This is a genomic window from Pseudomonas rhodesiae, assembly GCF_007858255.1.
Classification (GTDB): domain Bacteria; phylum Pseudomonadota; class Gammaproteobacteria; order Pseudomonadales; family Pseudomonadaceae; genus Aquipseudomonas; species Aquipseudomonas rhodesiae.
Genome location: NZ_VFEU01000016.1, coordinates 82114 through 101331, shown reverse-complemented (window position 1 = coordinate 101331; position 19218 = coordinate 82114). Strand labels below are relative to the sequence as shown.

Annotated in this window: 15 protein-coding genes; 9 read left to right on the top strand and 6 right to left on the bottom strand. The window is 60.2% G+C overall.

What is annotated here, in order from left to right:
* Positions 1-15: 15 nt before the first annotated feature.
* A complete protein-coding gene (locus tag FIV35_RS20760) occupies positions 16-414 on the bottom strand; it encodes a helix-turn-helix domain-containing protein (protein WP_034138421.1) in 399 nt (132 codons plus the stop codon).
* 215 nt (positions 415-629) lie between these two features.
* Here FIV35_RS20760 and FIV35_RS20755 point away from each other — a divergent pair, with 215 nt between their 5' ends.
* Positions 630-1538: a LysR substrate-binding domain-containing protein gene (locus tag FIV35_RS20755; RefSeq protein ID WP_034138420.1), complete on the top strand. Its 909-nt coding sequence runs from the start codon at positions 630-632 to the stop codon at positions 1536-1538.
* A 63-nt stretch (positions 1539-1601) separates the two neighbouring features.
* Here the strand turns inward: FIV35_RS20755 and FIV35_RS20750 are convergent, their stop codons facing one another.
* Positions 1602-2846, bottom strand: coding sequence for a methionine gamma-lyase (locus FIV35_RS20750; protein WP_034138419.1), 1245 nt, complete (start codon positions 2844-2846; stop codon positions 1602-1604).
* Between the two features lie 123 nt (positions 2847-2969).
* Between FIV35_RS20750 and FIV35_RS20745 the strand changes: the two genes are divergently transcribed.
* The 7 genes from FIV35_RS20745 to uvrA all read left to right on the top strand — a co-directional run bounded on the left by FIV35_RS20745 (position 2970) and on the right by uvrA (position 13569).
* Positions 2970-3440 carry an Lrp/AsnC family transcriptional regulator gene (locus tag FIV35_RS20745; RefSeq protein WP_034098361.1) on the top strand — a complete coding sequence of 157 codons (471 nt, stop codon included), beginning with the start codon at positions 2970-2972 and terminating at the stop codon, positions 3438-3440.
* Positions 3441-3509: 69 nt separating this feature from the next.
* The gene (gene lexA, locus FIV35_RS20740) at positions 3510-4127 is read left to right on the top strand and encodes a transcriptional repressor LexA (protein ID WP_034138418.1); all 618 of its coding nucleotides are present in this window, start codon (positions 3510-3512) and stop codon (positions 4125-4127) included.
* Positions 4127-4741 (top strand): translesion DNA synthesis-associated protein ImuA, encoded by a 615-nt coding sequence (gene imuA, locus FIV35_RS20735; protein WP_034098357.1) that lies wholly within the window; start codon positions 4127-4129, stop codon positions 4739-4741. The genes lexA and imuA overlap by 1 nt, the downstream gene beginning before the upstream one ends.
* Before the next feature lie 7 nt (positions 4742-4748).
* The gene (locus tag FIV35_RS20730) at positions 4749-6164 is read left to right on the top strand and encodes a Y-family DNA polymerase (RefSeq protein ID WP_034138417.1); all 1416 of its coding nucleotides are present in this window, start codon (positions 4749-4751) and stop codon (positions 6162-6164) included.
* Positions 6161-9232 (top strand): error-prone DNA polymerase, encoded by a 3072-nt coding sequence (locus FIV35_RS20725; RefSeq protein ID WP_034138416.1) that lies wholly within the window; start codon positions 6161-6163, stop codon positions 9230-9232. Before FIV35_RS20730 ends, FIV35_RS20725 begins: the two co-directional genes overlap by 4 nt.
* A gap of 108 nt (positions 9233-9340) precedes the next feature.
* On the top strand, positions 9341-11041 hold the full coding sequence (locus FIV35_RS20720; protein WP_034138415.1) for an ATP-binding protein: 1701 nt from the start codon (positions 9341-9343) through the stop codon (positions 11039-11041).
* Between the two features lie 8 nt (positions 11042-11049).
* A complete protein-coding gene (gene uvrA / locus FIV35_RS20715; protein WP_034138414.1) occupies positions 11050-13569 on the top strand; it encodes an excinuclease ABC subunit UvrA in 2520 nt (839 codons plus the stop codon).
* A 116-nt stretch (positions 13570-13685) separates the two neighbouring features.
* Here the strand turns inward: uvrA and tkt are convergent, their stop codons facing one another.
* Positions 13686-15740: a transketolase gene (gene tkt / locus FIV35_RS20710; RefSeq protein ID WP_034138413.1), complete on the bottom strand. Its 2055-nt coding sequence runs from the start codon at positions 15738-15740 to the stop codon at positions 13686-13688.
* A gap of 175 nt (positions 15741-15915) precedes the next feature.
* On the opposite strand from tkt, the gene FIV35_RS20705 reads away from it, so the two are divergent.
* Entirely contained in the window at positions 15916-16140 is a 225-nt protein-coding gene (locus tag FIV35_RS20705; protein WP_034098345.1) for a DUF465 domain-containing protein, read from the top strand.
* A 142-nt stretch (positions 16141-16282) separates the two neighbouring features.
* On the opposite strand, the gene solA is transcribed toward FIV35_RS20705, so the two are convergent.
* From solA to FIV35_RS20690, 3 genes are read right to left on the bottom strand one after another with little or no spacing between them, the layout of a single operon-like run.
* Complete coding sequence (solA, locus tag FIV35_RS20700) at positions 16283-17452, bottom strand: N-methyl-L-tryptophan oxidase (protein ID WP_162276699.1); 1170 nt, start codon at positions 17450-17452, stop codon at positions 16283-16285.
* Positions 17453-17463: 11 nt separating this feature from the next.
* Complete coding sequence (locus FIV35_RS20695; protein WP_034138412.1) at positions 17464-18363, bottom strand: EamA family transporter; 900 nt, start codon at positions 18361-18363, stop codon at positions 17464-17466.
* Positions 18364-18365: 2 nt separating this feature from the next.
* Positions 18366-19217: a methyltransferase gene (locus FIV35_RS20690; protein ID WP_034138411.1), complete on the bottom strand. Its 852-nt coding sequence runs from the start codon at positions 19215-19217 to the stop codon at positions 18366-18368.
* Between the last annotated feature and the right edge of the window lies 1 nt (position 19218).

Here is a 19218-nt window from a genome sequence, read left to right as displayed (position 1 = left end):
GGCGTGTCTGGATCACTAGGCGGCGATCACATGGGACTTGTGACGCAGTTGGTGATTTCGCCAGGTCATTGGGTTGACCCCTTCACTGCGGGTAAACATGTGGCAGAAGTGCGCCTGGTCGCAGAACCCGCACTCCAGGCTGATCTGCGTGAGGCTCAGGGAGGACGTGGTGATCAGCTCCTTGGCACGCTGGATGCGCTGTTGGCGGATCCATTCCTGGGGCGACAGCCCGGTGCTGCACTTGAAAGCGCGAGAGAAATGGCTGCGCGACAGGGCGCAGGCCTGGGCCAGCTCGGCGATGGTCAGGCTTTCGCCGAGGTTGGCCAGGATCAGTTGTTTGGCGATGCGTTCGCGCCGAGGGCACAGGCCGCCAGTGGCGGGCAAGCGAGGCGCACAGTACTCAAGTCGGGCCATGACAGGTATCCGCAGTCGATGGGAGCGTTCCCGGTGAATGGATGCAGTGTAGACGGCTGCATTCTTGGCGCCGGTGCCTGTGCCTGACGAGTTAATCGTTGTTAATTTTGCCAGGTGAGGCGGTTTTTCCTGGCGAAAAAGACAGCACAGGCGTGCAATCCCGATGCCGCGCCTACGTGCTTAGCTGGCGGCCTGATAACCGTCTGGATAGCACCATGAACCGCAACGACCTGCGCCGCGTCGACATGAACCTGCTGGTGATTTTCGAAGCCTTGATGTTCGAAAAGAACCTGACCCGGGTCGCTGAAAAACTGTTTATGGGCCAACCGGCGGTAAGCGCAGCGCTGGGGCGTTTGCGCGATCTGTTCGACGACCCGTTGCTGCTACGCAACGGACGGGGCATGGAGCCCACGCCACGGGCAGTGGCGATACTCAAGGAGCTGCAACCGGCCATGGACACCATTTCCGGCGCGGTCAGCCGCGCCAAGGATTTCGACCCATCCACCAGCTGCGCGGTGTTCCGCATCGGTTTGTCCGATGACGCCGAGTTCGGCCTGTTTCCGCCGTTGCTTAGCCAACTGCGCGAAGAAGCGCCGGGGATCATCGTGGTGGTCCGCCGGGCTAATTACCTGTTGATGTCGTCGCTGCTGGCCAGTGGCGAGATTTCCGTAGGCGTGAGCTACACCACCGAATTGCCGGCGAACGCCAAGCGCAAGAAGCTGCGGGATATTCCGTGCAAAGTGCTGCGCGGCGATGACGGCGTGGCGTCGCTGAGCCTGGATGATTACTGCCAGCGCCCCCATGCAATGGTGTCGTTTTCCGGGGACTTGAGCGGCAATATCGACCTGGACCTGGCGCGCATCGGCCGCGCCCGGCGGGTGGTACTGGCGGTGCCGCAATTCAGCGGGTTGCGGGCGTTGCTGGCGGGCACGCAGATCATCGCCACTGTACCGGACTACGCGGCATGCGCCTTGACCGAGGGCACCACCCTGCGCGCCGAGGACCCGCCGTTTGCGATTGATGCGGCAGAGTTGTCGATGGTCTGGAGCGGGGTGCACGACAATGACCCTGCGGAGCGCTGGTTACGGGCGCGGATTGCCGAGCATATGGCACCGAGGGTCTGAGTCCGGCTCAAGGCCACGTGATGTCTTGTATGGGCGGGCTCGCCCCGCGTCAGGCCTGCGCCGTTATCTCGCGGCGTGGGTCGCCATCGCCTTGGCACGCGGCGCCACGCGCATGCACTTGGCCAACGCCTGGTGCACATCCGCCAGCAGGTCGGCCACATCCTCCAACCCGACCGACAACCGCACCAGACCTTCGCTGATACCGTGCTGCGCGCGTTCCTGCGGGGTGTAGGTGGAATGGGTCATGCTCGCCGGGTGTTGGGCCAGCGATTCGGCATCCCCCAGGCTGACCGCGCGGGTAAACAATTGCAGGGCGTTCATAAAGCGCCGGCCGCTGTCGATGCCGCCTTTTAGCTCGAAGGCCAGCATGCCGCCGGCCTGACCCATCTGTCGTTTTGCCAACGCGTACTGTGGGAAAGACGGCAGGCCGGGGTAGGTAACGTGCTCGACGGCGGGATGGGCCTGCAAGGCTTCGGCCACGGCTTGGGCATTGCTGCAATGACGGTCCATGCGCAGGGCCAGCGTTTTGAGGCCGCGCATCAGCAAGGCCGCGTCCTGCGGCGACATCACCGCACCGGTCAAGTCCTTGAGGCCTTGCAGGCGAATGCGCTGGGCCAGGGCCTGGTTGCTCACGGCAATGCCGGCGGTGATATCGCCGTGGCCGCTGAGGTACTTGGTGGCCGAATGCACCACCACGTCGGCGCCGAGATCGAGGGGGCGTTGCAGGTAGGGAGTGCAGTAGGTGTTGTCGACCACCACGGTCACATTCGGCTGCTGGTGGGCGAGGGTGGCCACGGCGGCGATGTCCACCAGTTGCAGGGTGGGGTTGGCCGGGGTTTCGCAGTAGATCATGCGCGTGGCAGGGCTGAGCGCGGCCTGCAGCGCGGCCAGGTCGGTCAGGTCGACGTGGCGCACCTTGATGCCGAATTCACCGATGCCGTGGTGCAGCAGGGCGAAGGTGCAGCCGTAAAGGGTCTGGCTAACGATCACCTCATCGCCGGGCCGCAACAGCGTCCAGAATGTCGCGGCGATTGCGCCCATGCCGGAACTGAACGCCACCGCCGCCTCGCCGTTCTCCAGGCTGGCCATGCGCGATTCCAACAGCGCGAGGGTGGGGTTGGAAATGCGCGTATAGAAATGTCCGTTGGCCTCACCGGCAAAACAGGCAGCGCCGTATTCGGCGGTGGGAAAGGCAAAGGTGGCGGACAAATAGATCGGCGGCACCAGGGCGCCGTGATGGTCTTTGGGGTCATAGCCGTGATGGATGGCGCGTGTGGAAAAGCCGAATGTCTTGTGTTTATTGTGCATGCCGGGCGCTCCTTGTTTCCTACAATGCTATGCTCGAAATCGCGGCCGAACTTTGCCAAGTTTGCTGCCAAATCCCGTATCAGGGGATGAAAAGCCAATAAAAATAACGTTTAGAGGCACGCTATGCCCACTCACCTCGATCGTACCGATAAAGCCTTGTTAAACGCCCTGCAAAGCAATGCCCGTCTCACGGTGGCCGAACTGGCCGAGCGTGTGTCGCTAACCACCTCGCCATGCTGGCGTCGGGTACGAAACCTGGAGGAAAGCGGGGTAATCAGCGGTTACCAGGCTATCCTGTCGCCCAAGGCGCTGGGGTATGGGGTGACGGCATTTGTCAGCATCATGATGGAGAGTCACACCCAGGAGATTGCCCGCGCTTTTGAACAGCGGCTGCTGGATATCCCGGAAATCGTGGCCTGCCATAACGTGTCGGGGCGCTATGACTTCTTGCTGGAGGTGGTGGCCAAGGATCTTGAGTCGTTCGGCGAATTTGCCCGCGAGGTGCTACAGACCTTGCCGTGCGTCAAAGAGATCTATTCGAGCTTCTCCTACAAATCGGTGCGACCGCTGCGGACTATTCCCTTACCTGCTTGATCGACTTTTCGCTGGTTCAACGCAACCCCGACTGACGGCTATTGTCAGAAATTTCCCACAGGAGTACAAATGTACTCCATGACGACCCTGACCCCCCGCCGTACCGCCATCCTGACCTTTATCCGCGACCGCATCGCGCAGCAAGGCCAGCCCCCCAGCCTCGCCGAGATCGCCGAGGCATTCGGTTTTGCCTCGCGCAGCGTGGCGCGCAAGCATGTGCTGGCGCTGACCGAAGCCGGTTTTATCGAGGTCAACCCCAACCAGGCCCGTGGTATTCGCCTGCTCAATCAGCCGGCGCGACCCGAATGGCTGGATGTGCCTGTGCTTGGCCGTGTGGCCGCCGGTCTGCCGATTGGCGCCGATGCCGAGGTGCACAGCCGCCTGCAACTGGACCCGGCTACCTTCGCGAAAATCCCGGATTACTTGCTGCGGGTGCAGGGCGACTCGATGATCGAAGACGGCATCCTCGACGGCGACCTGGTGGGCGTGCGGCGCAGTGCCGAGGCTTTGAATGGGCAGATCGTGGTGGCGCGCCTGGACGGCGAAGTCACCATCAAACGTTTTGAGCGCAACGCCGACACGGTGCGTCTGCTGCCCCGCAACCCCGCGTACCAACCCATTGTGGTGGGCCCCGACCAGGACCTGGCCATCGAAGGGGTGTTCTGCGGCCTGGTGAGGCAAGGCTGATGGGCGCCGTGGTTGCCCTGGACGCGCTGTTCAATGGTGGCCGCGTCTGGAAGGGCCGGCCCGCCGCGCCACCGGCCAGCCTGCATCCCACCGGGCTGGCGGCGCTGGATGCGGTGCTGCCCAGCGGCGGCTGGCCGGCGTCGGCCTTGAGTGAAATCCTGATGGCCAAGGACGGCGTGGGCGAATTGCAACTGGTGCTGCCGACCCTGGCGCGCTTATCGGCGGCGGGCGAGCGCATTGTGCTGGTGGCGCCGCCCTATACGCCGTACCCCCATGCCTGGCAGAACGCCGGGGTGGACGTGCGTCAGCTCTCAGTGGTGCAGGCCGAGGAGCGCGACGTGCTGTGGGCTGTGGAACAGTGCCTGCGTTCCGGCAGTTGCGGCGCCGTGTTGTGCTGGCCGCACAAGGCCGATGACCGTGCCTTGCGCCGCTTGCAGGTGGCGGCCGAAACCGGCCAGACCCTGGCTTTTGCCTGGCGTGCCCTGAGTGAAGCAATCAACCCATCGCCTGCCGCGTTGCGCCTGGCCGTCGAGGCCAGGCCCGCCCAGGTGCGCGTGCTCAAGTGTCGCGGCGGGCTGGCCCATCCGGCGCCGATTGCGTTGGCCGGGCACTGAGCTTGCCATGCGCTGGGTGTGTATTGTCTTCCCGCAATTGGCGCTGGACGGGGTGCAGCGCCTGCACCCTGAGCCGGATGCGCCCTTGGCGCTGCTCGCCGGTACGCCGCAGCGGCGCGTCCTGCAAACCGTCAATGCCGCCGCGCGTGCGTTGGGCTTACGGCCTGGCCAGTCCCTGACGGCGGCCCATGCGCTGGTCAAGACCTTTGCCAGCGCCGAATACGACCCCGTGCAAATTGAGCGTTGGCAGCAATTCCTGGCGGCCTGGGCCTACCGTTTCAGTTCTCAGGTCAGCGTGTATTACCCACGCGCCTTGCTGTTTGAAATCGAATCGAGCCTGGGGCTGTTCGGGCCCTGGCCGCTGTTCGAAGCGCGCCTGCGCAAGGAGTTGACCGAACTGGGCTTTCGCCACCGCATTGTCGCCGCGCCCAACCCGGCGGCGGCGCGGGTGTTGGCCAATCTCTATGATGGTCTGGCCGTGGCCGATGACGCCGCTTTACAGCAGGCCCTGGCCCCGTTGCCCATCGACCGCGCCGGCCTGGAGCCGCAGGCGGCTACCGCGTTATCGCGCATGGGCCTGCGTACCCTGGCCCACGTGCAGGCCTTGCCTCGGCACACCTTGGCGCGGCGGTTTGACGTCGGTCTGCTTCAGCACCTGGATGCCTTGAGCGGCCAGCGCCCGTTGGCTCTGGACTTCTACCAGCCACCCGACCGGTTTGACGTACGCATCGAACTGAACTTCGACGTGCATTCCCATCAGGCGCTGCTATTCCCTTTGCGCCGTTTGACCGCCGATCTGTCCGCATTCCTCTGCGGTCGCGACAGTGGCGTGCAGCGTTTCGATCTGCATCTGGAACATGCCCAGGCTGCCGACAGTGTGATCAAAGTCGGCCTGCTCAGTGCCGAGCGCGAACCGGGCATGCTGTTCGAACTGGCGCGCGGGCGCCTGGAGCAGGTGCAAGTCAGCGCCCCGGTGCGTGGCCTGCGCCTGCTGGCCGAAGACCTGCCGGTGTTTGTGCCGCAGCGTCAGGACCTGTTCGATGAGCGCCCGCAACAAACCCTGCCCTGGGAGCAATTGCGCGAACGCCTGCGCGCGCGCCTGGGGGATGACGCTGTGCAGGGCCTGCGCTTTCATGCCGACCATCGCCCGGAGTGTGCCTGGCAAGCGGCAGCGGACCCGCGTGCCTGCCAAGGCTTAAACAAGGTGCAGCGCCCCGGCTGGCTGCTGCCGCAACCGAGCCCATTGGCCGAGCAGGGCGTGCATATCCTGATGGGCCCGGAGCGTATCGAATCCGGCTGGTGGGACGGCGCCGATATCCGTCGCGATTATTACTTGGTGCAGACCCGCACCGGCCAACGCGGCTGGGCTTTCCGCAACGTGGGGCAGAGCGATGGCTTGTGGCTGCAAGGCTGGTTTGCATGAGCTACGCCGAGCTGCATTGCCTGTCCAACTTCAGTTTTCAGCGCGGTGCATCCAGTGCCCTGGAGTTGTTCGAACGGGCCAAGGCCCAAGGCTACAGCGCCCTGGCAATCACCGATGAGTGCAGCCTGGCGGGCATCGTACGCGCCTGGCAGGCGGCCAAGGCGGTGGAACTGCCGCTGATCATCGGCAGCGAAGTGCGCCTGGAAAACGGCCCGAAACTGGTGCTGCTGGTGCAAGACCTCAGCGGCTACCAGTACCTGTGCCGGTTGATCACCGTGGCCCGCCGCCGCGCCGAAAAGGGCCGTTATCGCCTGCTGCAAGACGATTTCGATCAACCGATGCCCGGCCTGCTGGCGTTGTGGGTGGCGGCTGACGATGACACCCAGGCGTCGATCAAATGGCTGCGCGAGACCTTCGCCGAACGCCTGTGGTTGGCGGTGCATCTGCATTGCGGGCAGGACGATGCGCGCCACTTGCAGCAACGCCTGAACCTGGCCGCCAGCCTGCAAATACCAGCGGTGGCTTGTGGCGATGTGCATATGCACGTACGTGGGCGCCGCGCTTTGCAAGACACCATGACTGCCATCCGTCATCACGTCAGCGTGGCTGAGGCCGGCACGCGCCTGCACCCCAACGGCGAGCGGCACTTGCGCAGCCTTGACGCCCTCGGCGCGCTGTACCCGCAAGCGCTGCTCGACGAAAGCCTGGCCATCGCGCGTCGTTGCACCTTCGACCTCAGCCAGTTGCGCTATCACTACCCGCGTGAATTGGTGCCCGAGGGGCATACCGCTAAAACCTGGTTGCGCGCCGTCACCGAAGAAGGCATGGCGCGGCGCTGGCCCCACGGCGTCGAGGCCAAGACGTCAATGCAGATCGACCACGAATTGGGGCTGATCAGCGATCTGGGCTACGAAAGCTATTTCCTCACGGTGCATGACATTGTGCGCTTCGCCCGCAGCCGTTCGATCCTGTGCCAGGGCCGTGGCTCGGCGGCCAATTCGGCGGTGTGCTTTGCCCTGGGCATCACCGAGATCGACCCGAGCCTGACCAACCTGTTGTTCGAGCGGTTTTTATCCAAGGAGCGCAACGAGCCGCCGGATATCGACGTGGACTTCGAACACGAACGCCGCGAAGAAGTGCTGCAATACGTATTCCAGCGCTACGGCCGCCACCGCGCGGCGCTGACCGCGGTGGTCAGCACTTATCACGCTGCCGGCGCGGTGCGTGACGTGGCCAAGGCCTTGGGGTTGCCGCCGGATCAGATCAACGCCCTGGCCGATTGCTGCGGGCGCTGGAGTGACGACGCACCGCCCCTGGAGCGCCTGCGCGAAGCAGGCTTCGACCCGCATACGCCGATCCTGCATCGGGTGCTGACCTTGACCCAGCAGTTGATCGGCTTCCCTCGGCATCTGTCCCAGCACCCCGGTGGGTTCGTGATTTCCGAGTACCCGCTGGACACCCTGGTGCCGGTGGAAAACGCCGCCATGGCCGAGCGTACGATTATCCAGTGGGACAAGGACGACCTTGACGCGGTGGGCCTGCTCAAAGTGGATATCCTTGCCCTGGGCATGCTCAGTGCGATCCGCCGTTGCTTCGATTTGCTGCGCCAGCATCGCGGTCGCAACCTGACGCTGGCCAGCATTCCCAAGGACGACCCGGCCACCTACACCATGATCAGCAAGGCCGACACCATTGGCGTGTTCCAGATCGAGTCGCGGGCGCAGATGGCCATGCTGCCAAGGCTCAGGCCCAAGGTCTTTTATGATCTGGTAATCGAGGTCGCCATTGTGCGGCCCGGGCCGATCCAGGGCGGCATGGTGCATCCGTACCTGCGGCGGCGTAACCATGAAGAACCGACGACTTACCCGTCGCCCGAACTGAAAACCGTGTTGCAACGCACCCTGGGCATCCCGCTGTTCCAGGAGCAGGTGATGCAGATCGCTATGGTGGCCGCCGACTACAGCCCCGGCGAGGCCGACCAGTTGCGCCGTTCCATGGCCGCCTGGAAACGCCACGGCGGCCTTGAACCCCATCGCGAGCGGTTGCGCGATGGCATGCTGAAAAACGGCTACACCGAGGCATTCGCCGCGCAGATCTTCGAGCAGATCAAGGGGTTTGGCAGCTATGGTTTCCCCGAGTCCCATGCGGCCAGTTTTGCCTTGCTGACCTACGCCAGTTGCTGGCTCAAGTGCCATGAACCGGCGGCGTTCGCGTGCGCGCTGATTAACAGTTGGCCCATGGGGTTCTACAGCCCGGACCAGATCCTGCAGGACGCGCGGCGCCATCGCTTGCAGGTCCGCCCGGTGGATGTGCAGGCCAGCGACTGGGATTGCAGCCTGGAGCCCATCGACGGCGCGCAACCGGCGATTCGCATGGGCTTGCGCCTGATCTCGGGGTTTCGTGAAGAGGATGCCCGGCGCATCGAAGCGGCGCGCCGGCAGCAAATATTCAGCGACATCGCCGACCTGGACCGTCGCGCCGCGCTGGACTCGCGAGCCCAGGCCCTGCTCGCCGATGCCGGCGCCTTGCGTGCCCTGGCCGGCAATCGCCACCGCGCACGCTGGGAGGTGGCCGGCGTGCACAAGCAACTGGGATTGTTTGCCGGCCTGCCCAGCCCCGACGAAGACGCGGTGGTATTACCGGCGCCCACGGTCAGCGAAGACCTGCACGCCGACTATGCCACCCTGGGCACCACCCTCGGCCCGCATCCACTGGCGCTGCTGCGCGCCGAGTTGCGTCAACGACGCTGCCGCAGCTCCCGCGAGCTGATGGCGGTGGAGCATGGGCGCAATGTCAGCGTTGCCGGGCTGGTTACCGGGCGACAACGGCCCGGCACCGCGAGCGGGGTGACCTTCGTGACCCTGGAAGATGAGTTCGGCAACTTGAATGTAGTGGTCTGGCGCGACCTTGCCGAACGTCAGCGCCTGGCTCTGGTCGGCTCGCGTCTGCTTAAAGTCGATGGCCGCTGGGAAGCGGTAGGCGAGGTGCGGCACCTGATCGCCGGGCGGCTGACCGATCTGTCCGCCTTGCTCGATGGCATGGATGTGCGCAGCCGGGATTTTCGTTGAGCCCAGTAGCATATGCGGCGAATTGCCCCTAACGTATGCAAATGAAACGATCCGCCCCCGGTGCGCTCCAACTGTTGCGACCGTCCTTTCTCTGCGCAGAGCCGAACGATGCAATTTTTATCCAACCCACACGGCTGTGAAGGTTGGGCCGGTGAAATGGCCCAGCGTATTCGCGCATTCGACTGGTCAACCACCGACCTTGGACCGATCGATCGATGGTCCACCAGCCTGGTCTGCACCGTGCAAATGATGCTGGCGTCTCCCGTGCCGATGGTGATGCTGTGGGGGCGAGCGGGCTACATGATTTACAACGACAGTTACTCGGCTTTTGCCGGTGGACGTCACCCTTATCTATTGGGCACGCCGGTGGAGCTGGGTTGGCCGGAAGTGGCGGATTTCAATCGGCATGTGGTGGACACCTGCCTGGCTGGCGGCACCTTGTCGTTCAACAATAAAGACCTGGTGCTGTTGCGCAACGGCCTGCCGGAGACCGTGTGGCTGGATCTGTACTACAGCCCCGTCGCCGGCGATGACCAGCAACCGGCCGGGGTGTTGGCGATTGTGGTGGAGACCACCGAACTGGTGAAGTCCGAGCAGGTGCGCCAAGAACTCACGCACAACCTGGAACAGCGGGTGGCCGCCGAAGTGCAGGCGCGTTCCGCCGCTGAGGACCAGTTGCGCCAGTCGCAAAAACTGGAAGCCATTGGCGGCCTCACCGGCGGCGTGGCCCACGACTTCAACAACCTGCTGCAAGTGATCTCCGGCAACCTGCATTTGCTGGCGCGGCATGAGCCGCACAATGAGCATGTGCAACGCCGGGTCAGCGCCGCGATTGCCGCCGTGGACCGTGGCGCCAAGCTGTCGGCCCAATTGCTGGCCTTTGCTCGGCGCCAGCCGCTGTCGCCAGCGGTGTACAACCCGCTGCGTATTTACGAAACCCTGGGTGAACTGCTGCAACGCGCCTTGGGCGAAACCATTCATATCGACGTGCAATTGCCCCGCGACCCCTGGTGTATCCACGTCGACCGTCACCAGTTGGAAAACGCCTTGCTCAACCTGGCGATCAATGCCCGGGACGCCATGAAAGGCGAGGGTGTGATTCGCATCAGCGGCGAAAACATCATCCTCAACCCCGACGATTGCGTGGGCAAAAGCGTCAACCCCGGCGAGTACGTGCGTCTGTCCGTGGCCGATACCGGGGTGGGCATGTCGCCGGCCATCCAGTCCAAAGTGTTCGAACCCTTCTTCACCACCAAGCGTGATGGCCACGGCACGGGCCTGGGCCTGAGTATGGTGTTCGGCTTTGTGCGTCAGAGTGGCGGCCATGTGGATGTGTGCAGCGAAGAAGGCAAGGGCACCGTGGTGCAGCTGTATTTTCCGCGCAGCCTCGGCGAGGAGTGCCTGGAGGTGCCGGCCGAGCCGGTGGTCTCTGAGTGTGGCCGGGAAACCATCCTGGTGGTGGAAGACAATGAGGGCGTGCGCCTGACCGTGGTGGAGGTGCTCGAACAATCGGGCTACACCGTGCTCACCGCCGAAGATGGCGACCAGGCCATGCGCCAGCTGCAAGCGGGCCTGCAACCGGAGCTGATTTTCACCGATGTGGTGATGCCGGGCCGGGTCAAAAGCACCGACCTGGCCGAGTGGGCGCGGGAGCAGATTCCGCCGGTGCCGGTACTGTTCACCTCCGGCCACACCCGCGACATCCTCTCCAACAACCATCTGCTGACTCCCGACATTCATCTGCTGAGCAAGCCCTACAGCCCCGAAGCCTTGACGCAACGGGTGCGCAGCGTGCTCACCGCTCGATAAGGTTGACCATGACCTCACAACGCAACCTCCCGCCGCTCACGGCCCAGGCCGCTGGCTTTGTGCGCGTGCGCGGCGCTCGCGAACACAACTTGCGCAACGTCGATGTGGACATCCCGCGCGATGCCCTGGTGGTGTTTACCGGCGTGTCCGGCTCGGGCAAATCGTCCCTGGCGTTTTCTACGGTGTATGCCGAGGCTCAGCGCCGCTATTTCGAATCGGTGGCGCCGTATGCGCGGCGCTTGATCGATCAGGTGGGCGTGCCCGATGTGGACAGCATCGAAGGCTTGCCGCCGGCGGTGGCCCTGCAACAGCAGCGCGGCACGCCGAGTGCACGCTCATCGGTGGGCAGTGTGACCACCCTGTCGAGCCTGATTCGCATGCTGTATTCCCGCGCCGGGCAATACCCGGCAGGGCAGGCCATGCTGTATGCCGAGGATTTCTCGCCGAACCTGCCCCAGGGTGCGTGCCCGCAATGCCATGGGCTGGGCCGCGTGTATGAGGTGACGGAAGCGCTGATGGTGCCCGATCCGTCCCTGAGCATCCGCCAGCGCGCGGTGGCGTCCTGGCCGTTGGCGTGGCAGGGCCAGAACCTGCGCGACATCCTAGTGACGCTGGGCTATGACGTGGATATCCCGTGGCGCGACCTGCCGAAAAAACAGCGCGATTGGATTCTCTTCACCGAAGAAACCCCAACGGTGCCGGTGTATGCCGGTTTCACCCCGGAGCAGACCCGCGAGGCGCTCAAGCGCAAGTTGGAACCCAGTTACCAAGGCACGTTCAGCGGTGCGCGGCGCTATATCCTGCACACCTTCAGCCACACTCAGAGCGCGCTGATGAAAAAGCGCGTCTCGCAATTTATGCAGGGCAGCCCTTGCCCGCTGTGCGAGGGCAAACGCCTGACCCGAGCGGCGTTGTCGGTGAAATTTGCCGGGGTGGACATCGGCGAGTTGTCCCAGCTGTCGTTGACGCAGCTGGCCGAGTTGCTGCGACCGGTGGCGGCGGGCGAAGACCGCATGAAACTGTCGGTGGAAAAGCGTCTGGCGGCGCAGCGTATCGCTGAGGATCTGCTGGAACGCGTTAATACACTGATCGAACTGGGTTTGGGCTACCTGTCCCTGGAACGCAGCACGCCGACTTTGTCGTCCGGCGAATTGCAGCGTTTGCGCCTGGCCACTCAGTTGGGTTCGCAATTGTTTGGCGTGATTTATGTGTTGGACGAACCATCGGCCGGCCTGCATCCGGCCGATGGCGAAGCCTTGTTTACCGCGCTGGAGCGGTTGAAGGCGGCGGGCAATTCGTTGTTTGTAGTCGAGCACGACCTGGAAACCATGCGCCGCGCCGATTGGCTGATCGATGTCGGCCCGGCTGCCGGCGAGCAGGGCGGGCAAGTGCTGTACAGCGGGCCGCCCGCCGGCCTGGCCGAGGTGCAGGCGTCGCAGACCCGCGAGTACCTGTTCGCCGCACCGCGTCCGGCCACTGCCGCGCGTCGTGATCCTAGCGCCTGGCTGACGCTGGAGGGCGTAACGCGCAATAACCTTAAAGATTTGCAGGTGGATTTTCCGCTGGGCTGCTTTACCGCCGTCACCGGAGTTTCCGGTTCAGGCAAGTCCAGCCTGGTCAGCCAGGCGCTGCTCGAACTGGTGGGCAGTGGCCTTGGGCGCGTGGTGGAAAGCGACGACGAACCAAGCCTGGAAGATGACGCGCCGCAAGCCAGCGGCGGACGTATCGGCGCTGGGCTGGAACATATCCGGCGTTTGGTGCAGGTGGATCAGAAACCCATCGGCCGCACGCCGCGTTCCAATCTGGCAACCTACACCGGCCTGTTCGACAACGTGCGCAAACTGTTTGCCGCCACGCCGGCAGCGAAGAAGCGCGGCTACGATGCCGGGCAATTCTCGTTCAACGTCGCCAAGGGCCGCTGCCCCAACTGCGAGGGCGAGGGCTTTGTCAGCGTCGAGTTGCTGTTTATGCCCAGCGTCTACGCACCGTGCCCAACCTGCCATGGCGCGCGCTACAACCCCGAAACCCTGGCGGTGAAGTGGCAAGGCATGAACATCGCCCAGGTGCTGGGGCTGACGGTGAACCAGGCGGTGGAGGTGTTTGCCGAACAGCCGGGCGTGCTGCGTTCGCTGGAGGTGTTGCGGGATATCGGCCTGGGTTACCTGCGCCTCGGCCAACCGGCGACGGAGCTGTCCGGCGGCGAAGCGCAGCGCATCAAATTGGCCACCGAGCTGCAACGCAATGCCCGTGGCGCCACCTTGTATGTGTTGGATGAACCCACCACTGGCCTGCACCCACGGGACGTCGACCGCTTGCTCAGCCAGCTCAATCAACTGGTGGACGCGGGGCACACGGTGGTTGTGGTGGAACATGAAATGCGCGTGGTGGCCCAGAGCGACTGGGTGATCGATATCGGCCCGGGCGCCGGTGATCTGGGCGGCAACGTGGTGGCCTGCGGCACGCCGCAGAAGGTGGCCAAAAGCAAAAAGAGCCGGACTGCGCCGTTCCTTGCCAAGGCGATGATCTAATAAGTGATGGGTTCCAAAGGTAGGAGGGGGCTTGCCCCCGATGGCAGCGGGTCAGTCAGCCCATTTGTCGCTGACCCATCGCTATCGGGGGCAAGCCCCCCTCCCACAGGTTTTGATCAGTGCTGGTTAAGGTCGATCTGAGCCTTGGCCTGTTTCACCACATGCTCAACCGTGAACCCGAACTTCTCCTGCAATTTGGCCAATGGAGCCGAGGCGCCGAAGCTGTTCATCACCACTTTGGCGCCCGTCTGGCCGACGTAACGGTCCCAACCCAGAGGGCCGGCCTGTTCGATCACCACGCGTGCCTTCACGGCAGGCGGTAATACGCTGTCGCGGTAGGCCTGGTCCTGGTCTTCAAACAGCTCCCAGCTGGGCATCGACACCACCTGCGCGGCAATCCCTTCAGCCTTGAGCTGTTCATAGGCGTCCACGGCCAGGCTGACCTCGCTGCCGGTGGCTATCAGGATCACCTCAGGCTGGTCAGCCGCCGCCAGCACATAGGCGCCCTTGGCCGCACCACAGGCCGCCGCATAGCGCGTGCGGTCAAGCGTCGGCAACGGTTGGCGCGACAGCACCAGGCAGCTGGGCCGGTGGGTCTGTGCAAGGGCGACCCGCCATAATTCCAGGGTTTCATTGGCGTCGCCCGGGCGCAGGGTCAACAGCCCTGGGGTGGCGCGCAGTTGGGTGAGGTGTTCGATGGGTTGGTGCGTCGGCCCATCTTCACCCACGCCGATCGAGTCATGGGTAAACACGAACACCACCGGCAGCTCCATGATTGCCGCCAGGCGGATCGGCGGCTTCATGTAGTCGCTGAACACCAGGAAGGTGGAGGTGTAGGGCCGCAGGTAAGACAACGCCAGACCGTTGGCGATCGCGCCCATGGCGTGCTCGCGGATGCCGAAATGCAGGTTGCGCCCGCTGTAGTCGTCGGCGCTGAAACGCCCGGCGCCGTCGAACGTGAGGTTGGTCTTGGTCGACGGCGACAGGTCCGCCGAACCGCCGAGCAGCCAGGGGATTTGTCGGGCGAAGGCATTCAGTACTTCGCCACCGGAAGCGCGGCTGGCGACGCCCTTGGCGTCCGTTTCAAAGGATGGCAATTCGTCTTGCCAGTGCGCAGGCATCTCGCCGGCGCGCATGCGCCGCAGTTCGTCGGCACGGTGTGGGTCCAGGCTGGCCAGGGTCTGATTCCATTGTTGGAACAACGGTTCGGCCCGCTCATACAGCGCATCGCGCAATGCCGTGCGTGCGGCATCGGGCACCAGGAACTGGGCATCCTCGGGCCAGCCATAGGCGGCCTTGGTCAGGCGAATTTCTTCATCGCCCAAGGGTTCGCCATGGGCAGCGGCGGTGTTGTGCTTATGGGGCGAGCCATAGCCGATCACGCTGTCGACCACGATCAGGGTAGGCGCCCCGGTATTGGCCTGAAACGCTTGCAGCGCCTGGCTCAAGGCGCCCAGATCGTTGGCGTCGGTGACATGCAGCGTGTGCCAGCCATAGGCCTGGAAGCGCTTGATCACGTCCTCGCTGAACGCCAGCTCAGTATGGCCTTCGATGCTGATGGTGTTGTTGTCGTAGATCCAGCACAGGTTATCCAGCTTCAGGTGGCCGGCCATGGATGCGGCCTCGCTGCTGATGCCTTCCATCATGTCGCCGTCGCCGCACAGGGTGTAGACGTTGTAGTCGAACAGCACCTGGCCGTCGCGATTGAAACGCTCACCCAGCCAACGCTCGGCCATGGCCATGCCGACGCTATTGGCGCACCCCTGGCCCAGCGGGCCGGTGGTGGTCTCGACACCGGTGGTCATGCGGTATTCCGGGTGCCCTGGCGTCTTCGAGTCGGCTTGGCGGAACTGCTTGATATCGTCCAGGCTGATCGCCGGCTGGCCGGTGCGCTGACCGTGGGCATCAACCTCCACCACGCCGGCCAAGTGCAGTAGCGAATACAACAGCATCGAGGCATGCCCCACCGACAACACAAAGCGATCTCGGTTAGGCCAATCAGGCTGCTCCGGGTGGTAGCGCAGAAACCGGCTCCACAGCGTATACCCCACCGGTGCCAGGCCCATGGGCGTGCCGGGATGGCCGGAATTGGCCTTCTGCACGGCATCCATCGCCAGGGTCCGCAGGGTGTTGATGCATTGAGTGTCGACAGCAGTGGCTGGATGAGTCATGAACCGGTCTCCCTCGGGTTGCGATCTGCAGTGGAGGGCAGGGCGGCGCAAAAGGTTTGATCTCATCTCACCTGCCGCGACGAACGGGGCAAGATCAATCCCGGACATGACAAAGCCCATGGGAATGGTCTAGCTTCAAAGGCGTAAGCCATTGATCAACATGCGGAGGTACGCCATGCCAGTGAAACACGACCTGTATCAGGATTTGGGGTTGAGCAAGGAGGCCGTTCACGAACGCAGGGCAAGTGACAAACGCCTGGATTCGCTGCTCGACCAATACGACGTCGCCGACGCGGAAGTGGTAAAGGCCGAAGGAGCAAGTGCCAGCGATGAAGACGTGGAGAAACTGAAGAAAAAACGCTTGTTGGTCAAAGATAAGATTGTGGCGCAGTTGGGCTAATGCCAAATATGAGCAAGCTAGCTTGCGAAAAGCGCTAATGATGACGTAGCGCATCTGTTTCGGCGCCGCGTCCTCAGGCTATTTGCGAGCAGCTTGTTTGCACCATAAAAAGCAATGATAAGTTTGCTGGCGCGTGTGGGGTTTAGAATTTGCATGATATTGAATTGAAGCGTTGCACTCCGAACTCTGAAAGTGGCACAGCACATTGTCGTTCAAAAGCCATATTGGCTAAAGCATCGCCAATGGCTGGCGCGAATTTGAAGCCATGCCCAGAACAAACGGATGCGAAATATACGGATTCCATTATTTGGGATCGATCTATGAGAAAAGATTCGTCAATGCTCATCGTGTAATAACAATTTATTGCGCATATGGGTTTTTTCTCCAGCTCCGGAAATATCAAGCTAACAGCTTCAGATATATCATTTATGTAATTATCTTGTACTGGTACGCTTTTCCATTGAGGATTTTCAGAGGTTTGCTGTCGATTGTGAAAACCAATTTTTACGCCAGGTTCGGAGTTGCAAATTGACGGCAAGCCATAAAGAAGGCTTCCGTCCTGACGTTCGTATAAGAACACCGGGAAATGATCAGCCGAGAAGAGTTGCTTTGACGAGTTTTTCGGCTTGAACCAATACACTGGAACTTGGCGCGGATCTAACAGGTGGTTCAGTTCAGGCATCAAATATTTCGCAATCCATGGGCCGGTCGTAACGATAACTGATTTGGCAACATAAATCTGTCCACGTCTCGTTTTGACAAGTACTCCCCGCTTATGGTTTTCGATTGCAGTAACGCAGTCACCAAAAACAGCGGTGGCGCCAGACTTAACCGCCTGATTTAGCATACACGATCTAGCATTGCTGGCCGATATTGCATATGCGCCTGGTTCGAATACGCCCTTCATTTGCTCTGATATATTGAAGGCTGGAAAATTATTTTTTATCTTCAATCCTGTCCATATTTTATGATCGACGCTTCCCTCCATGGCAGTGTTAATACTTCCTGCTACTAGGCGGCTGTGCTCATGCCCAATAAAAATTCCTCCAGTTCTAACAATTAGTTGCATCTGACTTGTTTGTTCAAGTTCATTCCATAATAGATTTGCCTGCCTAAGTAATGGAAGGTACTTGCAACCTTTCCAGTAAGCTTGCCTGAAAATTCTCGATGCTCCTTGGGAAGATCCTCTGCTATAAGTCGGACTTGAAGCATCAATACCCATTATTTTCGATGAATTTTTCGGCGACCTCCATAATGTTGCTGCACCCATGATTCCAAGGCCAATAACAATGACGTCATAATGGTTGTTCACTTTTTTAATCCTCATTTATCTGGTCCGCGAGTGACAAGCGTGTCGTAAGCGATAAGGATCAATAGTATGCTTGTTATTGTAATAATCATTATTTGTGATGTGTTGGGTGTTTCGGGATTACCGAAAAGCAGCCCAATGGAAAGAAGTGTTAGCGGTAAAATAAACTGCATAAGCCCAGTCAGCGATAATGGGATTTTTCCTGAAGAAAAAGAAAACATCAACAAGGGCGTCACAGATACGATGCCAGCGAGCCAGATTAGTTGATTTGTACCTTCGGGAAGTCTGCTAGGTAGAATAATCGGAAGACTCAATAGCCATACGGCTAATGCTAAGCACAAGCTTAGGAAAAACGTTTCTAAAAATAAACCGCTTAAGGCGTTCAAAATGGTGGTCTTCTTTATGTATGTGTAGGAGCCCCATGTGAAAGCGATTATTAAATAAGTAAAATGGCTGAGGTTTTCACTCCAAAATATAAGAATAATGATCGAAATTAATGCAATCGAAATTGACCACGCTTTGTTGCGGCTTATCTGATCATTGAAAACTAAAAGGCTTAATCCGATGGAGATGAACGGAGCCAGCAAGTATCCAAGCCCGCTCTCCAGCACGAATCCATTTATGGACGCCCATATGAAAGTTCCCCAATTTATAGCAACGAGGAAAGAAGCGAAAAAATGTATAGTTATTGACTTCTTTGTTAGTTTTTTTATTTTTTTGAGGTTGCTTGGGATGAAAAGCAGCGCGGCAAGGATAATAGTTGATAATACTATCCTGTATGCTACCAGTGTTACAGTTGGAACTTCGCTAAATTCTTTCCAGTAGAGAGCGGAGGCTCCAAGCAAAAAATTTGCTATGCCTGAAAAGAATATTGCTAAGTAATAACTTTGACGGGAAGCGTGTTTTGCTAACATGTTTAGGTCGCACGATGGTAAAGCTCGATGATTTCATAGGACCAAAATATATTCCCGTGTACGTCTGTGGAGTAAGCGGCTAAGTCTTGTTTAGACCATTTTTCGAACTCCTCTTTTAAACTTTTTTCAATGGATTGCCAGCCATTTGAGTAATAGAGAAGCGGAATTGTATGTCGTTCTATTAGCTTGTAGGCTAGTGGAGGCGTACCTCGGTGTTTTTGAATGTACCTGGAAAGTACGTCCTGTATTCCGATCAAAGAATTGAGCCCTATAATTGCTTTTCCTTTGGAGTTAAGGTGGGCGGGGAGCTGCTCAAGAAAACGTGATACTACCTCATCCCCATAAAACATGGCTTGAATGGGTAATTCTGTTGCTGGGTCTGCTTTTCTTAATTTATTAATCAGAGCCTGTGAAGGTGTTCGCCATCCGGGAGGGTTGAAAACTATTGTTTGAAACCGTCTCTCAGATAGGTCTTCGAATAAATCCCCAGTATGGAATTCTATTTTGTTGTTTTTAAAGTTTAAGTTTTCATGAAATTTTGCTTGTTTTATTGATATTTCGGATATGTCCGTAGCGATGATGTCATTGTTGCCGAGTTTACGCATTAAAAGTGCGTGAACACCGGTGCCCGTACCAAGATCTAAAAAGCTTTGCCTAAAAGCACTAGAGTCTAATGAGCGCACCAAGTAGTCTCCAAGCTTTATTCCGGCTGGGCTTACTTTGAAAACTTTAGGTGCATGAGTTAGGTTTATACACAGCCCCAAGCCAAAATAAATTTTGTATTTGTTCTCGATATGTTCAGTGCTTAAGTGTTTTTTGGCGGCTGTTTCATTATGATCAAGAAGTCCTTGCATT